Annotated in this window: 21 protein-coding genes; 9 read left to right on the forward strand and 12 right to left on the reverse strand. The window is 70.7% G+C overall.

Annotated elements, in window-relative coordinates; translation table 11 throughout:
• Positions 1 to 16: 16 nt before the first annotated feature.
• Positions 17 to 1,732, reverse strand: a complete 1,716-nt coding sequence (locus tag E3328_RS14350; RefSeq protein WP_135365313.1) for a Coenzyme F420 hydrogenase/dehydrogenase, beta subunit C-terminal domain — start codon at positions 1,730 to 1,732, stop codon at positions 17 to 19.
• A complete protein-coding gene (locus E3328_RS14355; protein WP_135365314.1) occupies positions 1,722 to 3,428 on the reverse strand; it encodes a nitrite/sulfite reductase in 1,707 nt (568 codons plus the stop codon). Before E3328_RS14355 ends, E3328_RS14350 begins: the two co-directional genes overlap by 11 nt.
• A 429-nt stretch (positions 3,429 to 3,857) precedes the next feature.
• On the opposite strand from E3328_RS14355, the gene E3328_RS22070 reads away from it, so the two are divergent.
• From E3328_RS22070 to E3328_RS14365, 3 genes are all read left to right on the forward strand, one after another.
• Entirely contained in the window at positions 3,858 to 4,013 is a 156-nt protein-coding gene (locus tag E3328_RS22070; protein ID WP_167837409.1) for a hypothetical protein, read from the forward strand.
• A gap of 37 nt (positions 4,014 to 4,050) precedes the next feature.
• The gene (locus E3328_RS14360) at positions 4,051 to 4,710 is read left to right on the forward strand and encodes a helix-turn-helix domain-containing protein (RefSeq protein ID WP_135365315.1); all 660 of its coding nucleotides are present in this window, start codon (positions 4,051 to 4,053) and stop codon (positions 4,708 to 4,710) included.
• 122 nt (positions 4,711 to 4,832) lie between these two features.
• Positions 4,833 to 5,093 (forward strand): HalOD1 output domain-containing protein, encoded by a 261-nt coding sequence (locus tag E3328_RS14365; protein WP_167837410.1) that lies wholly within the window; start codon positions 4,833 to 4,835, stop codon positions 5,091 to 5,093.
• A gap of 33 nt (positions 5,094 to 5,126) precedes the next feature.
• On the opposite strand, the gene ftsY is transcribed toward E3328_RS14365, so the two are convergent.
• The 3 genes from ftsY to rpl18a are packed head-to-tail and all read right to left on the reverse strand — an operon-like array spanning position 5,127 to position 6,979.
• Positions 5,127 to 6,338: a signal recognition particle-docking protein FtsY gene (gene ftsY, locus E3328_RS14370; RefSeq protein ID WP_135365316.1), complete on the reverse strand. Its 1,212-nt coding sequence runs from the start codon at positions 6,336 to 6,338 to the stop codon at positions 5,127 to 5,129.
• A gap of 6 nt (positions 6,339 to 6,344) precedes the next feature.
• Positions 6,345 to 6,809 (reverse strand): prefoldin subunit alpha, encoded by a 465-nt coding sequence (gene pfdA, locus E3328_RS14375; RefSeq protein WP_135365317.1) that lies wholly within the window; start codon positions 6,807 to 6,809, stop codon positions 6,345 to 6,347.
• A complete protein-coding gene (gene rpl18a / locus E3328_RS14380; RefSeq protein ID WP_135365318.1) occupies positions 6,806 to 6,979 on the reverse strand; it encodes a 50S ribosomal protein L18Ae in 174 nt (57 codons plus the stop codon). Before rpl18a ends, pfdA begins: the two co-directional genes overlap by 4 nt.
• Before the next feature lie 172 nt (positions 6,980 to 7,151).
• Here rpl18a and E3328_RS14385 point away from each other — a divergent pair, with 172 nt between their 5' ends.
• Positions 7,152 to 7,493 (forward strand): DUF7344 domain-containing protein, encoded by a 342-nt coding sequence (locus E3328_RS14385; protein ID WP_135365319.1) that lies wholly within the window; start codon positions 7,152 to 7,154, stop codon positions 7,491 to 7,493.
• Between the two features lie 13 nt (positions 7,494 to 7,506).
• On the opposite strand, the gene E3328_RS14390 is transcribed toward E3328_RS14385, so the two are convergent.
• The 4 genes from E3328_RS14390 to E3328_RS14405 all read right to left on the reverse strand — a co-directional run bounded on the left by E3328_RS14390 (position 7,507) and on the right by E3328_RS14405 (position 9,540).
• Positions 7,507 to 8,172 (reverse strand): translation initiation factor IF-6, encoded by a 666-nt coding sequence (locus tag E3328_RS14390; protein WP_135365320.1) that lies wholly within the window; start codon positions 8,170 to 8,172, stop codon positions 7,507 to 7,509.
• 2 nt (positions 8,173 to 8,174) lie between these two features.
• Positions 8,175 to 8,453, reverse strand: a complete 279-nt coding sequence (locus tag E3328_RS14395; RefSeq protein WP_135365321.1) for a 50S ribosomal protein L31e — start codon at positions 8,451 to 8,453, stop codon at positions 8,175 to 8,177.
• Entirely contained in the window at positions 8,450 to 8,602 is a 153-nt protein-coding gene (locus E3328_RS14400; RefSeq protein ID WP_006882001.1) for a 50S ribosomal protein L39e, read from the reverse strand. The genes E3328_RS14395 and E3328_RS14400 overlap by 4 nt, the downstream gene beginning before the upstream one ends.
• 110 nt (positions 8,603 to 8,712) lie before the next feature.
• Positions 8,713 to 9,540, reverse strand: coding sequence for a ZIP family metal transporter (locus tag E3328_RS14405; RefSeq protein WP_135365322.1), 828 nt, complete (start codon positions 9,538 to 9,540; stop codon positions 8,713 to 8,715).
• 222 nt (positions 9,541 to 9,762) lie between these two features.
• Between E3328_RS14405 and E3328_RS14410 the strand changes: the two genes are divergently transcribed.
• Positions 9,763 to 10,047, forward strand: a complete 285-nt coding sequence (locus tag E3328_RS14410; RefSeq protein WP_135365323.1) for a hypothetical protein — start codon at positions 9,763 to 9,765, stop codon at positions 10,045 to 10,047.
• Between the two features lie 33 nt (positions 10,048 to 10,080).
• On the opposite strand, the gene thpR is transcribed toward E3328_RS14410, so the two are convergent.
• Positions 10,081 to 10,638 (reverse strand): RNA 2',3'-cyclic phosphodiesterase, encoded by a 558-nt coding sequence (gene thpR, locus E3328_RS14415; RefSeq protein ID WP_135365324.1) that lies wholly within the window; start codon positions 10,636 to 10,638, stop codon positions 10,081 to 10,083.
• A 160-nt stretch (positions 10,639 to 10,798) separates the two neighbouring features.
• Here thpR and E3328_RS14420 point away from each other — a divergent pair, with 160 nt between their 5' ends.
• The gene (locus E3328_RS14420) at positions 10,799 to 11,374 is read left to right on the forward strand and encodes a rhomboid family intramembrane serine protease (protein WP_246023016.1); all 576 of its coding nucleotides are present in this window, start codon (positions 10,799 to 10,801) and stop codon (positions 11,372 to 11,374) included.
• A gap of 50 nt (positions 11,375 to 11,424) precedes the next feature.
• A complete protein-coding gene (locus tag E3328_RS14425) occupies positions 11,425 to 12,150 on the forward strand; it encodes a hypothetical protein (protein WP_135365326.1) in 726 nt (241 codons plus the stop codon).
• A 30-nt stretch (positions 12,151 to 12,180) separates the two neighbouring features.
• Here the strand turns inward: E3328_RS14425 and E3328_RS14430 are convergent, their stop codons facing one another.
• The gene (locus E3328_RS14430; RefSeq protein WP_135365327.1) at positions 12,181 to 13,134 is read right to left on the reverse strand and encodes a DUF8054 domain-containing protein; all 954 of its coding nucleotides are present in this window, start codon (positions 13,132 to 13,134) and stop codon (positions 12,181 to 12,183) included.
• Between the two features lie 143 nt (positions 13,135 to 13,277).
• Between E3328_RS14430 and fen the strand changes: the two genes are divergently transcribed.
• Both fen and E3328_RS14440 read left to right on the forward strand, forming a co-directional pair.
• Positions 13,278 to 14,258 (forward strand): flap endonuclease-1, encoded by a 981-nt coding sequence (fen, locus tag E3328_RS14435; protein WP_135365328.1) that lies wholly within the window; start codon positions 13,278 to 13,280, stop codon positions 14,256 to 14,258.
• A gap of 231 nt (positions 14,259 to 14,489) precedes the next feature.
• Positions 14,490 to 15,740, forward strand: coding sequence for a twin-arginine translocation signal domain-containing protein (locus E3328_RS14440; RefSeq protein WP_135365329.1), 1,251 nt, complete (start codon positions 14,490 to 14,492; stop codon positions 15,738 to 15,740).
• 32 nt (positions 15,741 to 15,772) lie between these two features.
• Here the strand turns inward: E3328_RS14440 and E3328_RS14445 are convergent, their stop codons facing one another.
• Positions 15,773 to 16,531: a LolA-like protein gene (locus tag E3328_RS14445; protein ID WP_135365330.1), complete on the reverse strand. Its 759-nt coding sequence runs from the start codon at positions 16,529 to 16,531 to the stop codon at positions 15,773 to 15,775.
• Positions 16,532 to 16,593: the final 62 nt, after the last annotated feature.

A 16,593-nucleotide genomic window follows, 5' to 3' on the forward strand; every position in this document is an offset into this window, starting at 1 on the left:
GGGCTACAGCACGCTCTCAGTGCTCGGCCTCGTGGGGGTTGAGCTCGGTCCCGTACTTGTCGGCGTGGTCGGTGTAGTCGATGAACCGCGGCGCGTCGGGGTCGAAGGGGCGTTTCAGCGAGTCGAACGCTTTCTTCTTGTCCCAGGACTGCAGGCCGCCGATGGCCGACCGGTCCTCCAGATCGTGGTAGTCCAGGTCCTCCTTGGTGAGGTTCCAGGCGTCGAGGCCCTGCTCGGTGCGGACGATGACCGAGGAGTACTCGTCGCTGGAGCCGACGGAGCCGACGGTCAGGTCGGCGCAGTAGCCGGTGAAGTCCGCGCACTCGTCACAGCCCTTCAGGGCGGCGTCGTGGAACTCCTCGACGTCCTCGTCGACGATGAGTTCGCCCTCGTGGTCGTAGGCCATCATCCGGCCGTCGAGTACGTCCATCTTGCCCACGTTCTCGAGGTCGATGTCCCGCTCCTCCTCGAGCTTCTCGCCCATGAGCTTCTGGTAGTTGAAGTTCTTCGTGCACATCAGGGCGATGGCGTAGTCGATGGCCCGCACCCCGTCCTCCTGGCTGGCATAGTCCCACTCGAAGTCCTGCAGGGCGCGGATGCCCTCGATCTCGCAGGGCGTGCCCACGAGCGCCAGGGAGGCCTCCTCGACGGGCACGTCGAGCTTGTGCTCCCACTGGGAGAGGTTCAGGTTCCCGAGCGCCATCGTCTGGTTGTAGAAGCTCCCGGCGTTGTCGATGCACTCCTCGGGCGTCGTGGCGAGGAACGACTCGGCCTTCCAGGGCTCGTCGTCGCTCTCGGTGGCGATGAGCGCGCCGTCGATCTCGCCCTCCTCCAGGAGCGTGCACAGCACCGCCGTCACGAGGCCGCCGTCCTGCGCATTTTCGCGCCAGTCGTCCTCGACCTTCGCGGAGAACTCGGTGATCGGGTCGCCGGCGCCCTTGACGTTGTCGTCGCCGCCGGTGATCTTCCACTGGCGCTCGTAGCGCAGGCCGCCGCGGGGACAGAAGTCCCAGCACATCGAACAGCCCGTACACATCTTGACGAGTTCGGGCAGACCGTCGTCGCCGATGCCGATGGAGTCGGAGGGGCAGGAGGCGACGCAGGTGCCACACTGGATGCAGCGGCCGTCGTCGATGACCGCCTCGTCCAGTTCCATGAACCACGTCTTGTCGTCGGGCGTCTCGATGTCGTTCATCCGCGAGCGGATCTCGTAGGAGGGGGTGTCCAGCGCCAGCTCCTCCTCGCCGGGCCGCTGGACCCGCTTGTCGGCCGGCGTCTCGTAGACGTCCTGACTCTCGCCCTCCGCCGGCTCGGTGAACTCCACGTCCCGGAGCTTGCCGTGCTCGTCGACGTTCGCCGGCGTGGCGCCGCCGTCCGGGACGGCCGCCGACCCGTCGGACTGCCCGTCGGCTGCGCCGTGGGCGTGGCCGCCCCCGGAGTGACCGCCGCAGCCGCAGGAACTCCCGCAGCCGCAGTCGTCGCCGTCGTCGCTCCGGCCGGTGTCGGGGACGCCGGGCATGGGGCCGTCGCGGCCGCTCGGGGTCCCGCCGTCCGTCACGAGCCGGTCGTCGTCCAGTTCGAACGCCGCCCCGTCGTCGGTCCCGCGGTCGTGCTCCGCGAGTTCCGGCGCGGCGTCGGCGGGCGCGACCCCGTCGGGGTCGGCCCGCGCGTCGTCCGCGGCACGGTCGCGCTCGCGGCGACCCCGTCGGCGGTTCCGTCCGTCAGTCGCCATGAGCGACACCTCCCGAGACGTTGGCGTCGGCCCGCTGCATGATCTTCCGCAGGCGGTCGTTGCCGACGCGGCGGGTCCACTCGTAGAACCGCTCGCCCTCCTCGCGCTCGTCGACGTAGGCCTCGAACAGCTGTTCGATGGCCGGGATCACCGCCTGGGCCGGCACGGCGTTCTCGACCCAGTCGAGGAACTCGTTGTCCGACCCCAGCGAGCCGCCGAGGCCGAAGTCCATCCCCTCGACGATGTTGTCGCCCTCCTCGTTGGTCGTCGTCTCCGGGTCGTCGACGTTGACCGTCTCGCCGCGGAAGCCGATGTCGGCGATCTGCGGCTGGGCACACGACGCGGAACAGCCGGACATGTGCATCCGCACCACGTCGAGGTCGTCGGGCGTGTCGATGCGGCGGTCCAGCGCCTTCGCCCAGCGGTACACCCGATTCTTGGTCTCGATGATGCCGTAGTTGCAGAACTCCGAGCCCGTGCAGCCGACGGCGCCCCGCGAGAACGGGCCGGGGTCGGGCTCGTACTTGCGGGCGAACGGCTCGTTGAGCAGGTCGCCGACGTTCTCCGCCGGGATGTGGGTGATGAGGAAGTTCTGGTCGGTGGCGAGGCGGATCGAGGCGTCCTCGGTGCCGTACTCCTTCGCGGCGCGGGCGGCCTCCGCGAACTCGTCGCCGCCTATCCGGCCCGCGATGACGTTGAAGCCGACGTACTTCAGGCCGTCTTCCTTCTGGTCGTGGACGCCGACGTGGTCGCCGGTGTACCCCTCGGTGAGGTCCGTCCCGGCCGTCGGCAGGTCGACCGAACAGCGCCGGCGGACCGCCTTTTCGAACTCCTCCGTTCCGAGCTGCTCGACCAGGTAGCGCATCCGGCAGACGCCGCGGTTGTTGCGGTCGCCCAGTTCCTTGAACGTCTGGGCGATGGCGCGGCAGAACTCGACGGCGTCGCCCGGCGGGACGAACACGTCCATCTGGGTGGCCATGCGCGGGCCGTCCGAGAGGCCGCCGCCGACCTTGCAGTGGAAGCCGTAGATCTCCTCGCCGTCCACTTCCTTCCGGGCGGGGGTCATCCCCACGTCGTTGATCTGCGACTGGCCGCAGTCGTGCTTGCAGCCGGTGATGGTCATCTTGAACTTCCGCGGGAGGTTGGCGTACTCGCGGTTGCCGGTGAAGTAGTCGGAGACGGCGTCGATGACCGGCTGGGCGTCGAAACACTCGTGGCCGTCCAGTCCCGCGGCGGGACAGCCCAGGACGTTGCGCGCGCCGTCGCCGCAGCCCTGGACGGTCGTCAGGCCGACCTCCTCGTAGGTCTCCCAGATGTCGGGCACGTCCTCGACGCGGATCCAGTGTTTCTGGATGTCCTGGCGGGTCGTGATGTCGAGGAAGGCGTCGCCCCAGATGTCGTTTTGCTCCTCGCCGCCGTACTCCTCGGGCGCGACCGCGTACTCCTCGGCGACCTCGCCGACGACCTCGGCCTGCTCGGGCGTCAGGTAGCCGCCGGGGACCTTCGTCCGCATCATGAAGTAGTCGCCCTTGCGGCCGTGGCTGTACATGCCGGCCCACTTCAGGCGCTCCCACTCGCCGTCGCCGGCGCGCTCCTCGATCTCGTCGAACGAGAGGCCCTGCTCGGCGTACTCCTTGACGTCCTCGATCACGTCCAGCGGGTGTTTCTCCTGTTTCCACTCCTCGACCGTGTTCATGTGTGATCCCCCCGATCGCCGGAGGCGTGTGTGTCTGTCCCGTTCATAAGTGAGAATCACGCGGCGCTCGCGTTGTGTCCCACTCACAACGTGACCCACCCTGTAAGTCCCCCTCACGGACAGCCCTGCCACGACTGCGGGAAACCCCACACGAGTTGCCGCTACCACGGACGGGTCGGCCGCGCCGGTGACACCACCGTCTCACCGTCAGCGACCCACCGAACCCAACTGCGACCGGCGCCGGCGTCCCCAGCGGCGTCATTTCCCGCCGTGGCACGTTCGCTGCGGATATCGCGTCCCCCTCCGGCGATCCGGCCCGCAACACCGGCTCGACGATCCGGACAGTGTTGCCTGTTCCAGGCAGTGACGGCGAGGGGTGCGGAGAAGTGGTCCTTTATATGGAGCGGAGCCGTTCGGTAGTACAACCGAATGAGCGACACGAAGAACGTGCAGACGGCCGACGACGAAGCGCAGGTCGAACCGGACGACGAACGCGAGGTCGACACCTCCCACCTCGACGGGGTCGAGGACGGCTGCGGCTGCGCCGAGGTGTGGGAACACCTCTCCGACGAGCGCGACGAGTAGGCCCGGCGTTTATCCGCCCCCGGCGCGTACGCTGCTTATGAGCGCCATCGGGGAGTTCAGGGTGCCAGCGGCCGCGTTTCTGCTCGACGACGCGCTGGGGAGCGTCGCGGGGACCGTCACCGTCGAGCGGATGGTCGTCGACGGCGACGAGGCGGTGACGCCGTACGTCTGGGTCGCGTCGGCGGACTTCGAGGGCTTCGAGGCGACGCTCGACGGCGACCCGTCGGTCGCGTCGTTCGCCCTGGTCGAGGACCACCCCGAGGAACGGCTCTACCGGATCGAGTGGCGCGACGAGCACAACGGCCTGCTCCCGGCGCTGGACGACGTGGCCGCGACCGTCCTGCGGGCCGAGGGGGAGGACGGCGTCTGGACGCTCCGGGCGCTGTTCCCCGACCGCGACGCCGCCGCGACGTTCCACGACCGGGTCCGGGAGGGCGACGAGGGGATCGAGCTGGTCCGGCTCTACCGCGCCGACGACCCCTCGACCTACGGGCAGTACGAGGTGACCGACGAGCAGCGCGAGGCGCTGACCGTCGCCCGCGAGGCCGGCTACTTCGCGGTCCCGCGGGAGTGCTCGCTGGCGGACGTGGCCGAGGAACTCGGCATCTCCCGCAACGCCGCCTCCGCGCGGCTCCGGCGCGGCCAGGACGCGCTGGTCGGCCACACCCTCGACCACGACGACCGGCCGCCGTCCTGAGCGGCACTTAGTACCCGTGACCTGTCACACCGAGGGCTGAGAGGCGTCGCGGCCCGAGAGAGGGTGATGGCGCCGGTAGAACTGTCGTCGACCGACGGGCGTTCGCATCGCAGGAGCAAACCATGATCAGCGGCTCGCAGCCGGCCGAGGACATCTCGGTCGAAGCGAGCGAGCCGGACGCGGTCCCCGTCGCCGTCGTCGAGCGGATCGCGGCGGCGAAGGAGTGTGGCGTCGAGGAGATCCCGCCGCTGTACCGGTCGGTCGACCCCGACGCGCTCGCGGGGCTCGTCGCCGGCGGCACCGGGGGGCTCAGGGTCTCGTTTTCCCACGCAGACTGTCGGGTCGTCGTCGACGGCGAGGGGCGCGTCGGCGCCGCCCGCTGACGGCCGCAGCCGCGGGCGGATACAGAGGACGGCCTACTCCTCGCCGATGAGTCGGTCGACGATCTCCTCGGGATCGAACCGTTCGAGGTCGTCGTAGTCCTGGCCGGTGCCGAGAAAGAGGATCGGCTTGCCGGTCACGTGGGCGATGGAGATGGCCGCGCCGCCCTGCGGGTCGGCGTCGGCCTTCGTCAGCACCGCGCCGTCGATCGCCGCGGCGTCGTCGAACTCGCGGGCGCGGTTGACCGCGTCCTGGCCGGCGACGGCCTCGTCGACGAACAGCGTCATGTCCGGGTCGATGACCCGGTCGATCTTCGACAGCTGGTCCATCAGGCCGTCGGAGGTGTGGAGCCGGCCGGCGGTGTCGCCCAGCACCACGTCCACGTCGTTGGCCTTCGCGTACTCGACGGCGTCGTAGATGACGGCGGCGGGGTCCGAGCCCTGCTCGTGGGAGATGACCCGCTTGTCGAGCGCGTCGGCGTGTTGCTGGAGCTGCTCGTTGGCGCCGGCGCGGTAGGTGTCGCCGTTGGCCAGCACCGTCGACAGCCCCCGGTCCTCGAAGTACCGCGAGAGCTTGGCGATGGTCGTCGTCTTCCCGACGCCGTTGACGCCGGTGAAGATGATCACCACGGGCGCGTCGGCCTCGGCGACCCGCTCGTCGAAGTCGAACTGCCCGACGCTTATCACGTCGTACAGCGCCTCCCGGAGCGCGTCCCGGACGAGGTTGCCCGTCGAGGACAGCCGCCGGCGCGTGTCGCCGACCAGGTTCTCCTCGACGCCGTCGAGGATCTCCTGGGCGACGCCCATCTCCACGTCGCTCTGCAGCAGGGCCAGCTCCAGGTCGTCGAGGTGGTCCTGCAGGTCGTCCTCGTCGATGACGGTCTTGCCGGTCGCGAACAGCTTCGCCCGCTCGCCGAGGCTCCGGCCGTCGTCGTCCTCGGCGTCGTCCCCGTCATCGTCGGCCTCGTCTCCCTCGGCGCCGTCGGTTTCGGCGGTCGCGTCGCCGTCTTCGGCTTCGACCGCCTCGTCCGGGTCGGGCGCCTCGGACTCGGCTTCGGGTTCATCCGGCTCGGCGGAGTCGGCGTCCGCCGGTTCCGCCGCTTCAGCTTCCTCGCCCTCGGCGGACGCGTCGCTGGCCTCGGGTTCGGCGTCGTCCTCGGCCGCTTCCTCGTCGACCGCCTCGTCGTCGACGTCCTCCTCGACGTCGTCGCTGAAGCGGCCGAGTTTCTCCTTCAGTCCGTCGAACATCGGGCCTTACTCGTCGTCGTCCTGCTGCTGCATCTGCTGCATCTGCTGCATCTGCTGTTGCTGCATCTGCTGGGCCTGCTGTTCGAGCTCCTCGCTCTCGGTCTCCAGCTCGGCGATGTCCGAGCGGATCTCCTCGATGCGCTCGTCGAGCGTGTCCTGCTTGTTCTCGAGGATGTCGATGGCGTCGCCCTGCTCCTGCTCGGCGGCGTAGCCGGCGCCGAACTCGACGATGACCTCGTCGATGTCCTGGACCTCGGCGCGGAGGAACGCGTCGCCGCCCAGGGGGACCTGGACGGTGTCGCCGGACTCGATGGCCTCGATGGCCTCCATGGCCTCGTCCATCTCCTGTTTCTCGTCCTGGAGCCCGCTGATCTCCTCCTCCATGGCCTCGATCTGCTCCTCGATCTGCTCGATCTCCTGGGCGATCTGCTGGATCTGCTGCTGACCGCCGCCGCCACCGCCGAGGCTCATGCGTCTACCCCCTCGATCTCGACCTGCGTGCGCTTGAGCCCGTGCTTCGAGCCGAACTCGGCGAGGACGTGCTCGCGCGCGACGTTCTCGTTCTCGGCCTCGACCTGCTTCTCGAACGACTGCCAGCCGTCGCGGGCGCTCCACTGCCCGGTGACTGTGAATTCACTCATGTATCCCGCTGGGAGAGCGAGCGGGAAGTACCTTCCGCAACGTACTCTCGGCCCTTCCCGACCCTCCGGACGGCGGGATGTCACGCGGGATCGTGATCCGCCGGAGTCGCCGAGAAGGGGACCACGTTCCACTACAGCAATAATTATGTCCTGCCGTCACGAACGGGTGTCCATGATGGGGGCTTCGAAGGTGTTCGGGATCCTGTCGGACGACCGCCGACGGCGGGTGTTGCTGTTGCTGTGCGAGGAAGAGTCGGTACGCGTGCCCGACGCCACGCTGACGCGGGGGGCAGCCGCGCGAGCGGCGGGGGACGGCGAGGCACGGTCGCGGTTGCGGCGCCGGGCGATGGTTCGGCTGTACCACGTCGACCTGCCGAAACTGGACGCCGAGGACCTCGTCGACTGGGAGCGCGGCTCCGAAGTCGTGCGGCGGGGGCCGCGGTTCGAGGAGGTGGAGCCGGTACTGGACGCGCTCGCCGACAACGCCGCCCGGATCCCGCAGGAGGTCTTCTGACCGGTCCCGGGAGTCAGTCGATGTAGCCGAGCGCGGACTCGATGCGGCCCAGCTCCGGGCCGGTCGTGTCCTGGCCGACGACGTAGCCGTGGTCGTTGGCGACCAGGCCCGACCCGACCAGCGGGGCGCCGTAGTTGACGGTGCCGATGTCGGCGGGCACGTCCAGCAGGTCCTCGAGGAAGTCGAGTTCGGCGTCGGTCGCGTCGGGGTGGCAGAGCACCCCCTCGTCGGTTGCGACGGCGGCCGTCCCGACGGTTCGCGTCCCCGCGAGGGTGCCCTGTTCGACGGGCACGTCCAGCGCGTCCTCGACGGCGCGGACGGCCGGCTCGGAGAGGTCGGGGTGGACGTACGCGCCGCTGTCGTTGGCGAGGACGACGTTGCCGGCCGCGTTGATCCGGCCGGGGAGTTCGCCGACGGCGAGGCCGGTCGCCTCGACGATCGCCTCGCGCTCGCGGTCGCGGACGCGGCTGCTGACGAGCAGCCCGTTGCCGTTGCCGGTCGCCAGCGAGCCGACGGTGCCCGAGCCGCCGACGGTCGTGGCGACCGCCGGGACCGCGAGTTCGTCGCTCAGGTCCTCGCGGAGGTCCTCGTCCACGTCGGGACGGACGAGCACGCAGTCGTCGGTGGCGCGTGCGAAGACACCGACGTACGCCGACCCGGAGAAAGCCGCGCGGAGCAAGTTTACTCGGCCGTTTCGGCTTCGACGACGGCCTCGCCCTCCTCCTCGAAGCGGGCGGCGCGGACCCGCAGCTTGCGCGGCGGGTTCGAGCGCCCGTTCGCCCAGACCGCCTCGTTGATCGAGGGGTCCAGCCGGACGGCGTCGCCGTCGACGGCGAAGTGCTTGGCGAGGTGCTCGCGGACGATGGACATGGCCTTGTCGGCCTGCTCCTCGTTGGGCGCGGCCTTCACGTCGCGGAGCGGGACGGTCACGACCCGCTCCTCGAAGTCGCCGGCGCTCATTCGTCCGTGTCGCTACGGCGCCAGTGGCGCCGCTTCGGGTTGCGTTCGACGTTGCGGTCCGTCTTGAGCATGACCCACGGCGGAACGCGCGTGTTCTGGCGCTCGAGTTTCCCCAGGCGCTTCTTCTTCGACTTCGACTTCTTGCCCATAGTGTCACCCCCTTCCGCCCCGGCGCTTAAATTCCTGTTCCTTTCCGCCGCGACCCGGTATCGCCGGACGCCGGCGCCGCGCACTCGCCGATCGCGCGAAGGACCGTCGCTCAGGCGAACGCGAGCGGGACCATCACGAGCACGCCGGCGGCGATCCCGCCGACGAGTTCCCGGCGACCGCCGCCCGGCAGGTCCGACCCCCGGTCCAGCGCCTCCGGGACGAACTCCGTGGCGACGAGGTACACCATCGCGCCCGCGGCGAACCCGAAGCCGAACGGGAGGAACCGCTCGGCCAGCGTCACGAAGTAGTAGGCGACCACGGCGCCGAGCGGCTGGGGCAGGCTGGAGAACACCGCCCACCAGACCATCCGCCACTCGCCGACGCCCATCGACCGCAGCGGGATCGAGATGGCCACCCCCTCCGGGACGTTGTGGATCGAGATGGCGACGGTCATGAACACCGCCAGCACGGGCAGCGTCAGTCCGCCGAGCGTGACCGTCGCCAGGCCCGGCTCCTCGATCCCCAGCTCGGCGAAGGAGACGCCGACCGCGACGCCCTCGGGGAAACTGTGGACCGTCAGGATGCCGAGGATGAGCACGAGCTTCCGGAAGTCCGCCTCCTCGTACTCCTTCGGGTGGAACTCCGCGTCCGCCAGCACCTCGTGGGCGACGATCACCAGCAGGACCCCGACGAGCACGCCCGGCCCGACCGCCGCCGCCGCGTCGACGACCCCGCCGTCGACCACGGCGACGCCCTCCCGGATCAGGCCGAACAGCGACGCGGCGACCATGATGCCCGAAGCGAGCCCCCACAGCACCACGTTCCACCGGTCGGAGATGTCCTCGACCAGGAAGAAGGGGAGCGCGCCCAGCCCGGTCGCCAGCGCCGTCAGCAGCCCCGCGACGAACACCAGCCCGAGGTTCCCGAACTCGACCATGTACCCGAACCTACGCCGACCGCGCCCTTAACAATTGTCGCGAATCTGACTATTTTTGGGAGACCTAAAGCGGACGATCGGCGATGGGGGGACGAGCGGCGGGGCGTCACAGCGCCGTCGAATTCGGTGTGCCACGCCGTGGTTAATGCACCTTATACACACTATGAACGTTCGAACTCCTATGCGGCAGGATATAAATACAGGTTCGCTGAATAAAACAGTATGTCAACCACCGAGATGCGCACGACCGACGCGGACGCGGCGGCGGGGGAGACGGGGGCACGGCCCCACCGGATCGTGAATCCGATGGGCGCGACCGGGCGGATGACCGTCGAGACGCCGGCGGGCGAGGAACGCACCGTCGTCGGCTGTCTGGACGGCCTCGTCGCGGAACGGCTCGACGGGACGGCTCCGGGCTCAACCGTCCGGATGGAGCTCTCCCCCGCCACCGACGGCGAGGGCTACGTCGCCGCTCGCGTCCTCCCCGGCGGGCTCCCGGCGCTCTGAGTCGGCCCGTCGACGGCCCTGACGGGCCCCCCGCTACAGCGGGAACCGCTCGACGGTGTCGTAGGTCGGCCCGTCGGGCCCCAGCACGCTCTCTTTCAACCTGATCTCCTCGACCGCGAGCGTCCCCACGTCGGGGTCGTCCTCGCGGACCGTCTCCTGCACTCGCTCCTTCCCGCCCGCGTGTTCCATCCGCGCTATCGTGACGTGGGGGGTGAACTCGTGGTCCTCGGCGTCGAAGCCCATCGCCGTCGTCCGCTCCTCGACGGCCTCGTGGAGCCCGGTCAGCGCCTCGCCGCCCGAGCGGGTCCCGACCCAGACGACGCTGATGTAGTCGAGACTCGGGAACACGCCCAGCCCGCCGAACTCGGCCTCGAAGGGGTCGACGCCGGCGTCGTCGACCGCCGCCGCGAGCTCGTCGGCGAGGTCGTCGACCCGGTCGGCGTCGGTGTCGCCGAGGAACTTCAGCGTGACGTGAGCCTGCTCGGGCTCGGTAAAGTTCAACCCGGACGCCCCTTCGAGTCGCTCCTGGACGGCCGCCACCTCGTCGGCCAGCCCGTCGAGGTCGACGCTGACGAACAGTCGTTTGCCCATACCCCTCTCTCGGCCCGCGTGCGCCTTCAGCGTTGTCGCCGACGGGGAGTGCAGGTCGCCGACCGATAGTACGGGGTCACCGACCGATAGCGCAGCCGGCGGAGCCGCGGTCCGAGTCGCCGGGCGATCCTTCATGTAGTCGCTGCCCCAACATGCGGTCGTGTCCCGCAGTCCGACGCTGACACTGGTCGCCGTCTTCGTCGTCGTCTTCCTCGTCCAGCGCGCCGTGGCGCTGCTGCAGATTCCCTTCGCGTTCGCGCTCGCGCCCCCCGTCGGCGCCCGGCCGTGGACGCTCGTCACGAGCGTCTACGCCCACCTCTCGGTCGGCCACTTGCTGGCCAACGTCGCCGTCCTCCTGCTGGTCGGTCTGTACCTCGAACGCCGGACCTCCCGGCTGCGCTTCCACGCCTTCTTCCTCGCCACCGGCGCGCTCTCCGGGCTCGTCCAGGTGTGGGTCAGCGACCTGCTCGGCCCCGGCGTCGCCGTGCTGGGCGCCAGCGGCGGCATCGCCGGGCTGGTCGGGTACGTGCTGGCGGGCAACCGCATGAGCGACACGCTACTGGACAAGACGCCGCTCAGCCCGCGGGCCCAGCTCGGTGCGTTCGTCGTCGTCGCCGGCGCCGTCACCGTCGCCACCGCCGGCCCCGGCGTCGCCCTGGTCGCTCACTTCGCCGGGCTGCTGATCGGGCTCGTCGCGGGTCGACTGCACCTGTTGCGGCCGTCCGGGCCGGCCTGAGTTCAGCCGCTCGTCCGAACCTATTTCCAGCCGGCGCGACAGGTCGAACCGTGACGCCGACTCGGCGGAGTCTCCTGCGGACCGTCGGTGCCGGCTCGCTCGCCGGTCTCGCCGGTTGCGGGGCCATCGGCGGGCGGACCGCCACGCCCGACTGCGACGCGGCCTGCTTCGAGGGGGATCTCGAACGCGCCGAGGACGGCCCCGACAGCCTCACCATCACCCACGTCGCCGGCCGGGACCTGTCCGCGGGGGCGGTCGCCGTCTCCGGGGTCGCGTTCGACTGGCCGCCCGCCCGCGAGTCCGGCTTCACCTACTCGTGGGCCGAGCTGAGCGATCTGGACCCCGAAGCGGGGACCGCCGGCCGGTCGCTGACCGTCCAGCCGGCGCTGGTCGACGCGGTCCGACTCTCGTGGACCCGTGACGGCGAACCGGTCGAACTCGGGGCGTTCCGCGTGTCGGACTGCGAGCGCGGCGTGGCCTGTTTCGAGGCCATCCACCGGGGCGCCGACGACGCGCTGGACCGGCTGACCGTCCGCCACGTCGACGGTCAGGATCTGCCGGCCGAGGAGGTGTTCCTGACCGGCGTCGCCGACGACTACCCGCCCGACCCCGAGAGCGGGCGGACCGTTCCGTGGCACGAACTGAGCGGTCTGGCGCCCGACGACGGCGTCGCCGGCGAGAGCGTCCGGGCGAAGCTCGGCCTCGTCGAGCGCGTGTCGGTGCTGTGGCGCCGCGGCGGCGAGGAGTCCGTCGTCGAGTCCTTCGAGCTGTACTAGTCGCCGTGACGCCGTCGGCGTCCGGACTGGTCAGGCCGCGACCGCGTCGTCGTCGACGGGCGACTCGAAGACGCGGGCGCCGCAGCCGTCGCAGGTGACCGCGGCGACGGTGCGACTGGTACAGCACGACTCGACGGTCTCGGTGCCGAACGACACCGGACTGCCGCAGCCGGGACACGTCTCCAGGAAGATGCGCAGGCCGTTGCAGACCTGCCCGCGGCCCCGCGCGGACAGCGACTCCCACTCCGGGAGCCGGTCGGCGAGCAGGCTCGCCCCCGCGAGGTCGGCGCGGAAGGCCGCCTCCGACTCCCAGGAGCCGACCCGCCGGCCGTCGACGCTGACCGCGAAGGCGTTGCCCAGTTCCTTCGTCGTCACCTCGCCGTCCGCCAGGCCGAGCGCTTCGAGCCAGGGACCCGGGTCGTCGCCCGCGACGGCGTCGATCTCGGCGTGCCACGCCCGCTCGAAGTCGTCGGTCAGACAGCGGTCGTCGCCGCGACACGGCTCGATCGCGTCGGCGCGTTCGAGCAGCGCCTCCGGGTCGACCCGCTCGCCCCCGGCGTCCGCGCCCGCTCCAGCGCCCCCCTCTGCGGGCGCGGCCGCTCCGGCCCCTTCGGTCGTCTCGGCCGCGTCGCTCGCGCCCGCACTCGCGTCCGATCCCGACCCGGCGCCGGCGGCGACCCCTTCCGGCGACGACTCGGGCGTCTTCCCGAACGCCGCGAGGACGGGGGCGGGCAGGTACCGCTTCGTCAGCGTCGGCGTCCCGGGCACGAGATACCCGCGCAGCCAGATCGCCGCCAGCGAGACGGCGAGGACGCCCGTCGGGACGGCGACGGCCGCCGTCCGGTAGCCGGCCGCGACGAGCCAGGCCCCCAGCAGCGTCGCCCCCACCGACGCGATCCCCACGTTCAGCACTGTACACGGCAGACAGCGGTTCTCGCCCGTGTACTCCGGGCGGCGCAACCGCGTCACGAGTGACCCCAGCATACCGTCCCCTTCGCGGCCCGCCGAATTGAATGTGACGGACGAGTGAAAACACGCTCCTGATAAGCGTTTGATTGGTAGTCGAACAGTTACGACCGTCCCGCGGGTCGGGGGATTCAAACCGGGGGTGGACCTATCGGGGGGTGATGGGAAACGCAGACCTCCGGGACCTGGCCGCTATCGAGGAGGTGCCGTTCGACGACCTGTCGGGGTCGGTCGTCGCCGTGGACGCGCACAACTGGCTCTACCGCTACCTGACGACGACCGTCCGCTGGACGAACGACTCGATATACACGACCGCCGACGGCGAGGAGGTCGCCAACCTCGTCGGCGTCGTCCAGGGGCTCCCGAAGTTCTTCGAACACGACATCACGCCCGTATTCGTCTTCGACGGGAGCGTCGTCGACCTCAAGGACGACGAGGTCACCCAGCGCCGCGAGGAACGGGAGAAACGGGAGGAGAAACTCGAAGCCGCCCGGGAGGAAGGGGACGAACTCGCCGTCGCCCGCCTCGAATCGCAGACCCAGCGGCTCACCGACACGATCCTCTCGACCACACGTGAAGTACTCGAACTGCTGGACGTGCCGGTGGTCGAGGCGCCCGCCGAGGGCGAGGCCCAGGCCGCCCACATGGCCCGCGAGGGCGCGGTCGACTACGTCGGCACGGAGGACTACGACGCGCTCCTGCTGGGGGCGCCGCTGACGCTGCGCCAGCTCACCAGCAAGGGCGACCCGGAGCTGATGGACTTCGAGGCGACGCTGGAGGAACACGACATCACCTGGGAGCAGCTGGTCGACGCCGCGATCCTGATGGGCACGGACTTCAACGAGGGGATCTCCGGGTACGGACCGAAGACCGCCGTGACGGCGGTCCGCGAGCACGGCGACATCTGGGCGGTGTTCGAGGCCGAGGACGTGTACGTCGACGACGCCGACCGCATCCGCGAGCTGTTCCTGAACCCCGCCGTCACCGACGACTACGAGTACGACCGCGAGATCGAACCCGACCTGGACGCCGCGCGGGCGTTCGTCTGCGAGCAGTGGGAGGTCGACGCGGACGAGGTCGAGCGCGGGTTCGAGCGCATCGAGCAGTCGGTCGTCCAGACGGGCCTCGACCGGTGGACCTGACGGCGCGAGTCCGCCGCCGGAACCGCACCGGCCACGTCGCCGCCGGTCCGCGTGTGTCGGGTCGCCGGCACGCGCACGCAAGGCCGACGGCCCGGAAAGCCGCCGTTACTCCCCGGAAACCGGCCTTACTCGGAGTAGCCGGCGCTACCGAACGCTACCCCGAGGTTACCGGAAAAACGGTTTCCCCGGTTTATTGACGGAACTTCCCAACGGTCGGCTGGAGTCACACCGATGACAGACGAACCCACAGGCCGACCAGCCACAGGTGAAACGAGCCGACGAACGTTCCTCAAGAGCGGCGCGGTAGCGACCGGCGCGCTCGCCGTCGGGACCGGCGCCGTCGTCTCCGGACAGAGCGGCGACGACGGCAGTGACGGCGACGGCGCCCAGGGGACGAGCGACGGCTTCGCCTCGGTGCAGTTCGCCAACCAGACCTCGGACGGGACGAGCGTGACCGTCGACCGGGCGACGCTGTCCCAGCCGGGGTACGTCTCCTTCCACGACGTGACGCTCTTCGAGGGGGAGGTGACCGAGAGCGTCGTCGGCGTCTCCGAGCGCCTCGACGCGGGCGTCCACTACGGCGTCGACACGACGCTGTTCGACGTACCGGGCGCCGACTACGAGACCGAGAGCCTGGAGGGGACCGGCGCGCTCGTCGCGATGCCCCACCGCGAGACCGGCGACGACGACACCTACGACTTCGTCGACACCGACGGGGAGGAGGACGGTCCGTTCGTCGAGGCCGACCTCCCCGTCGTCGACCTCGCGTTCGTCGTCGCGGACGGGGAGGGGACCGCCACCGAGACGCCCGACGGCACCCCGACGGGGACGCCCGACGGGACGGCGACCCCGTCCGAGTCGCCCGAGCAGGCGCTGTCGGACACGCCCAGCGAGACGCCCGGCGGGACCGACACCGCCACCGAGGCGCCCGGCGGGACGGCGACGCCCGACGGCACGGCGACGGAGGCGCCGGGCGACGACGAGCCGGCGCCGTTCGCGACCGTCGACTTCGAGAACCAGGCGGTGACCGACGACGCCGTGACCGTCGGCGAGGCGCTGCTGTCGGAGGGCGGGTTCGTCACGCTCCACGACGCGCGCCTGCTCACCGGCGAGACGTTCGCGAGCGTCGTCGGCGTCTCCGAGTACCTCGACCCCGGCCGCCACCGCGCGGTCGAGGTCCCCCTCGACGACCCGGAGGGACTCACCGAGGTCACCTTCCCGCCCGCGCCCGCGAGGCCGCTGATCCCGATGCCCCACCTCGACACCGACGACGACGAGAGCTACGACTTCGTCGACACCGAGGGCGAGGACGACGGTCCCTACACCGCCGAGGGCCAGGCCGTCGTCGACCTCGGGTTCGTGACGACCGAGGCCGAGGACACCGAGACCGGGACCGGTACTGAGACGCCCACGGAAACCGGGACGCCGGACGACGCCACGGACACGCCGACCGAGACCGAGACGCCGACCGACGCGTCCTGACGGGTCCGTCCCGGCCGCCCCCGCACGGGGGGTTACCCCGGACAGCCCGTCCCCCACGTCCGGTCGTCGGGGATCACGGGCACGTCGACCGAGATATCGGCGCCGTAGTCGGCGAACCGCATGTCGACCGTCGCGCTCGCGGTGTTGCCGCCCTGGCTCACCGCGAAGCGGACCGCCGACCGCAGCGGTCGATTGGTCTCGGGGTCGAGCCAGACGCGGACCTCGGCGTCGTCGACGCTCGGGCCGCCCAGCAGCGAGCGGTCCCGGCGCTCCTGGTACCTCGTGAGCGCGTCCGTCGTCGGGCGGCCGACGAGCAGGACCGCCTCCCGCCCGTCGAGCGTGCGGGTGCCGTTGTGGAACAGCGACCCCGACTCCAGCAGCGCCAGCTGGCGCGCGGCGGGCGTCCCCATCCGCCAGTCGTCGGCGCTCACGTTCTCGACGCCCCACATGTCCATCCCCATCGGCCCGCCGCACTGCCGGTAGGCGGTCCGGTCGACGACGTAGGCCTCGTAGGCCTCGCCCTCGCGGACGGTCGTCGAGTGCATCCGACGCTCGGCGGCGTCGACGGTGCCGTTCAGGCTGGCCTCGACGCGTTCGGTCCGACCGTCGGCGGTCGCGACGACCCGCAGGTCGCCGTCGAAGCGGTAGGTGTCGGTGTCGTTGACCGCCTCGCGGGCGTCGGCGAGCGCCGCGACGGCGCGCTCCTCGCGGGTGTGGTCCGGCCCGAGGACGGAACACCCGGCGAGGAGGAGACAGGCGGCGACCGCGAGGTGGAGGGCGGGGCGGTCCATATCGACGAGGGACAGGCCGGGCGGCAAGTGTCTTGGGGCCGCGGGCGGTCCCGCGGCTCGGG

Source organism: Halosimplex halophilum (assembly GCF_004698125.1).
GTDB classification, from domain to species: Archaea; Halobacteriota; Halobacteria; order Halobacteriales; family Haloarculaceae; genus Halosimplex; species Halosimplex halophilum.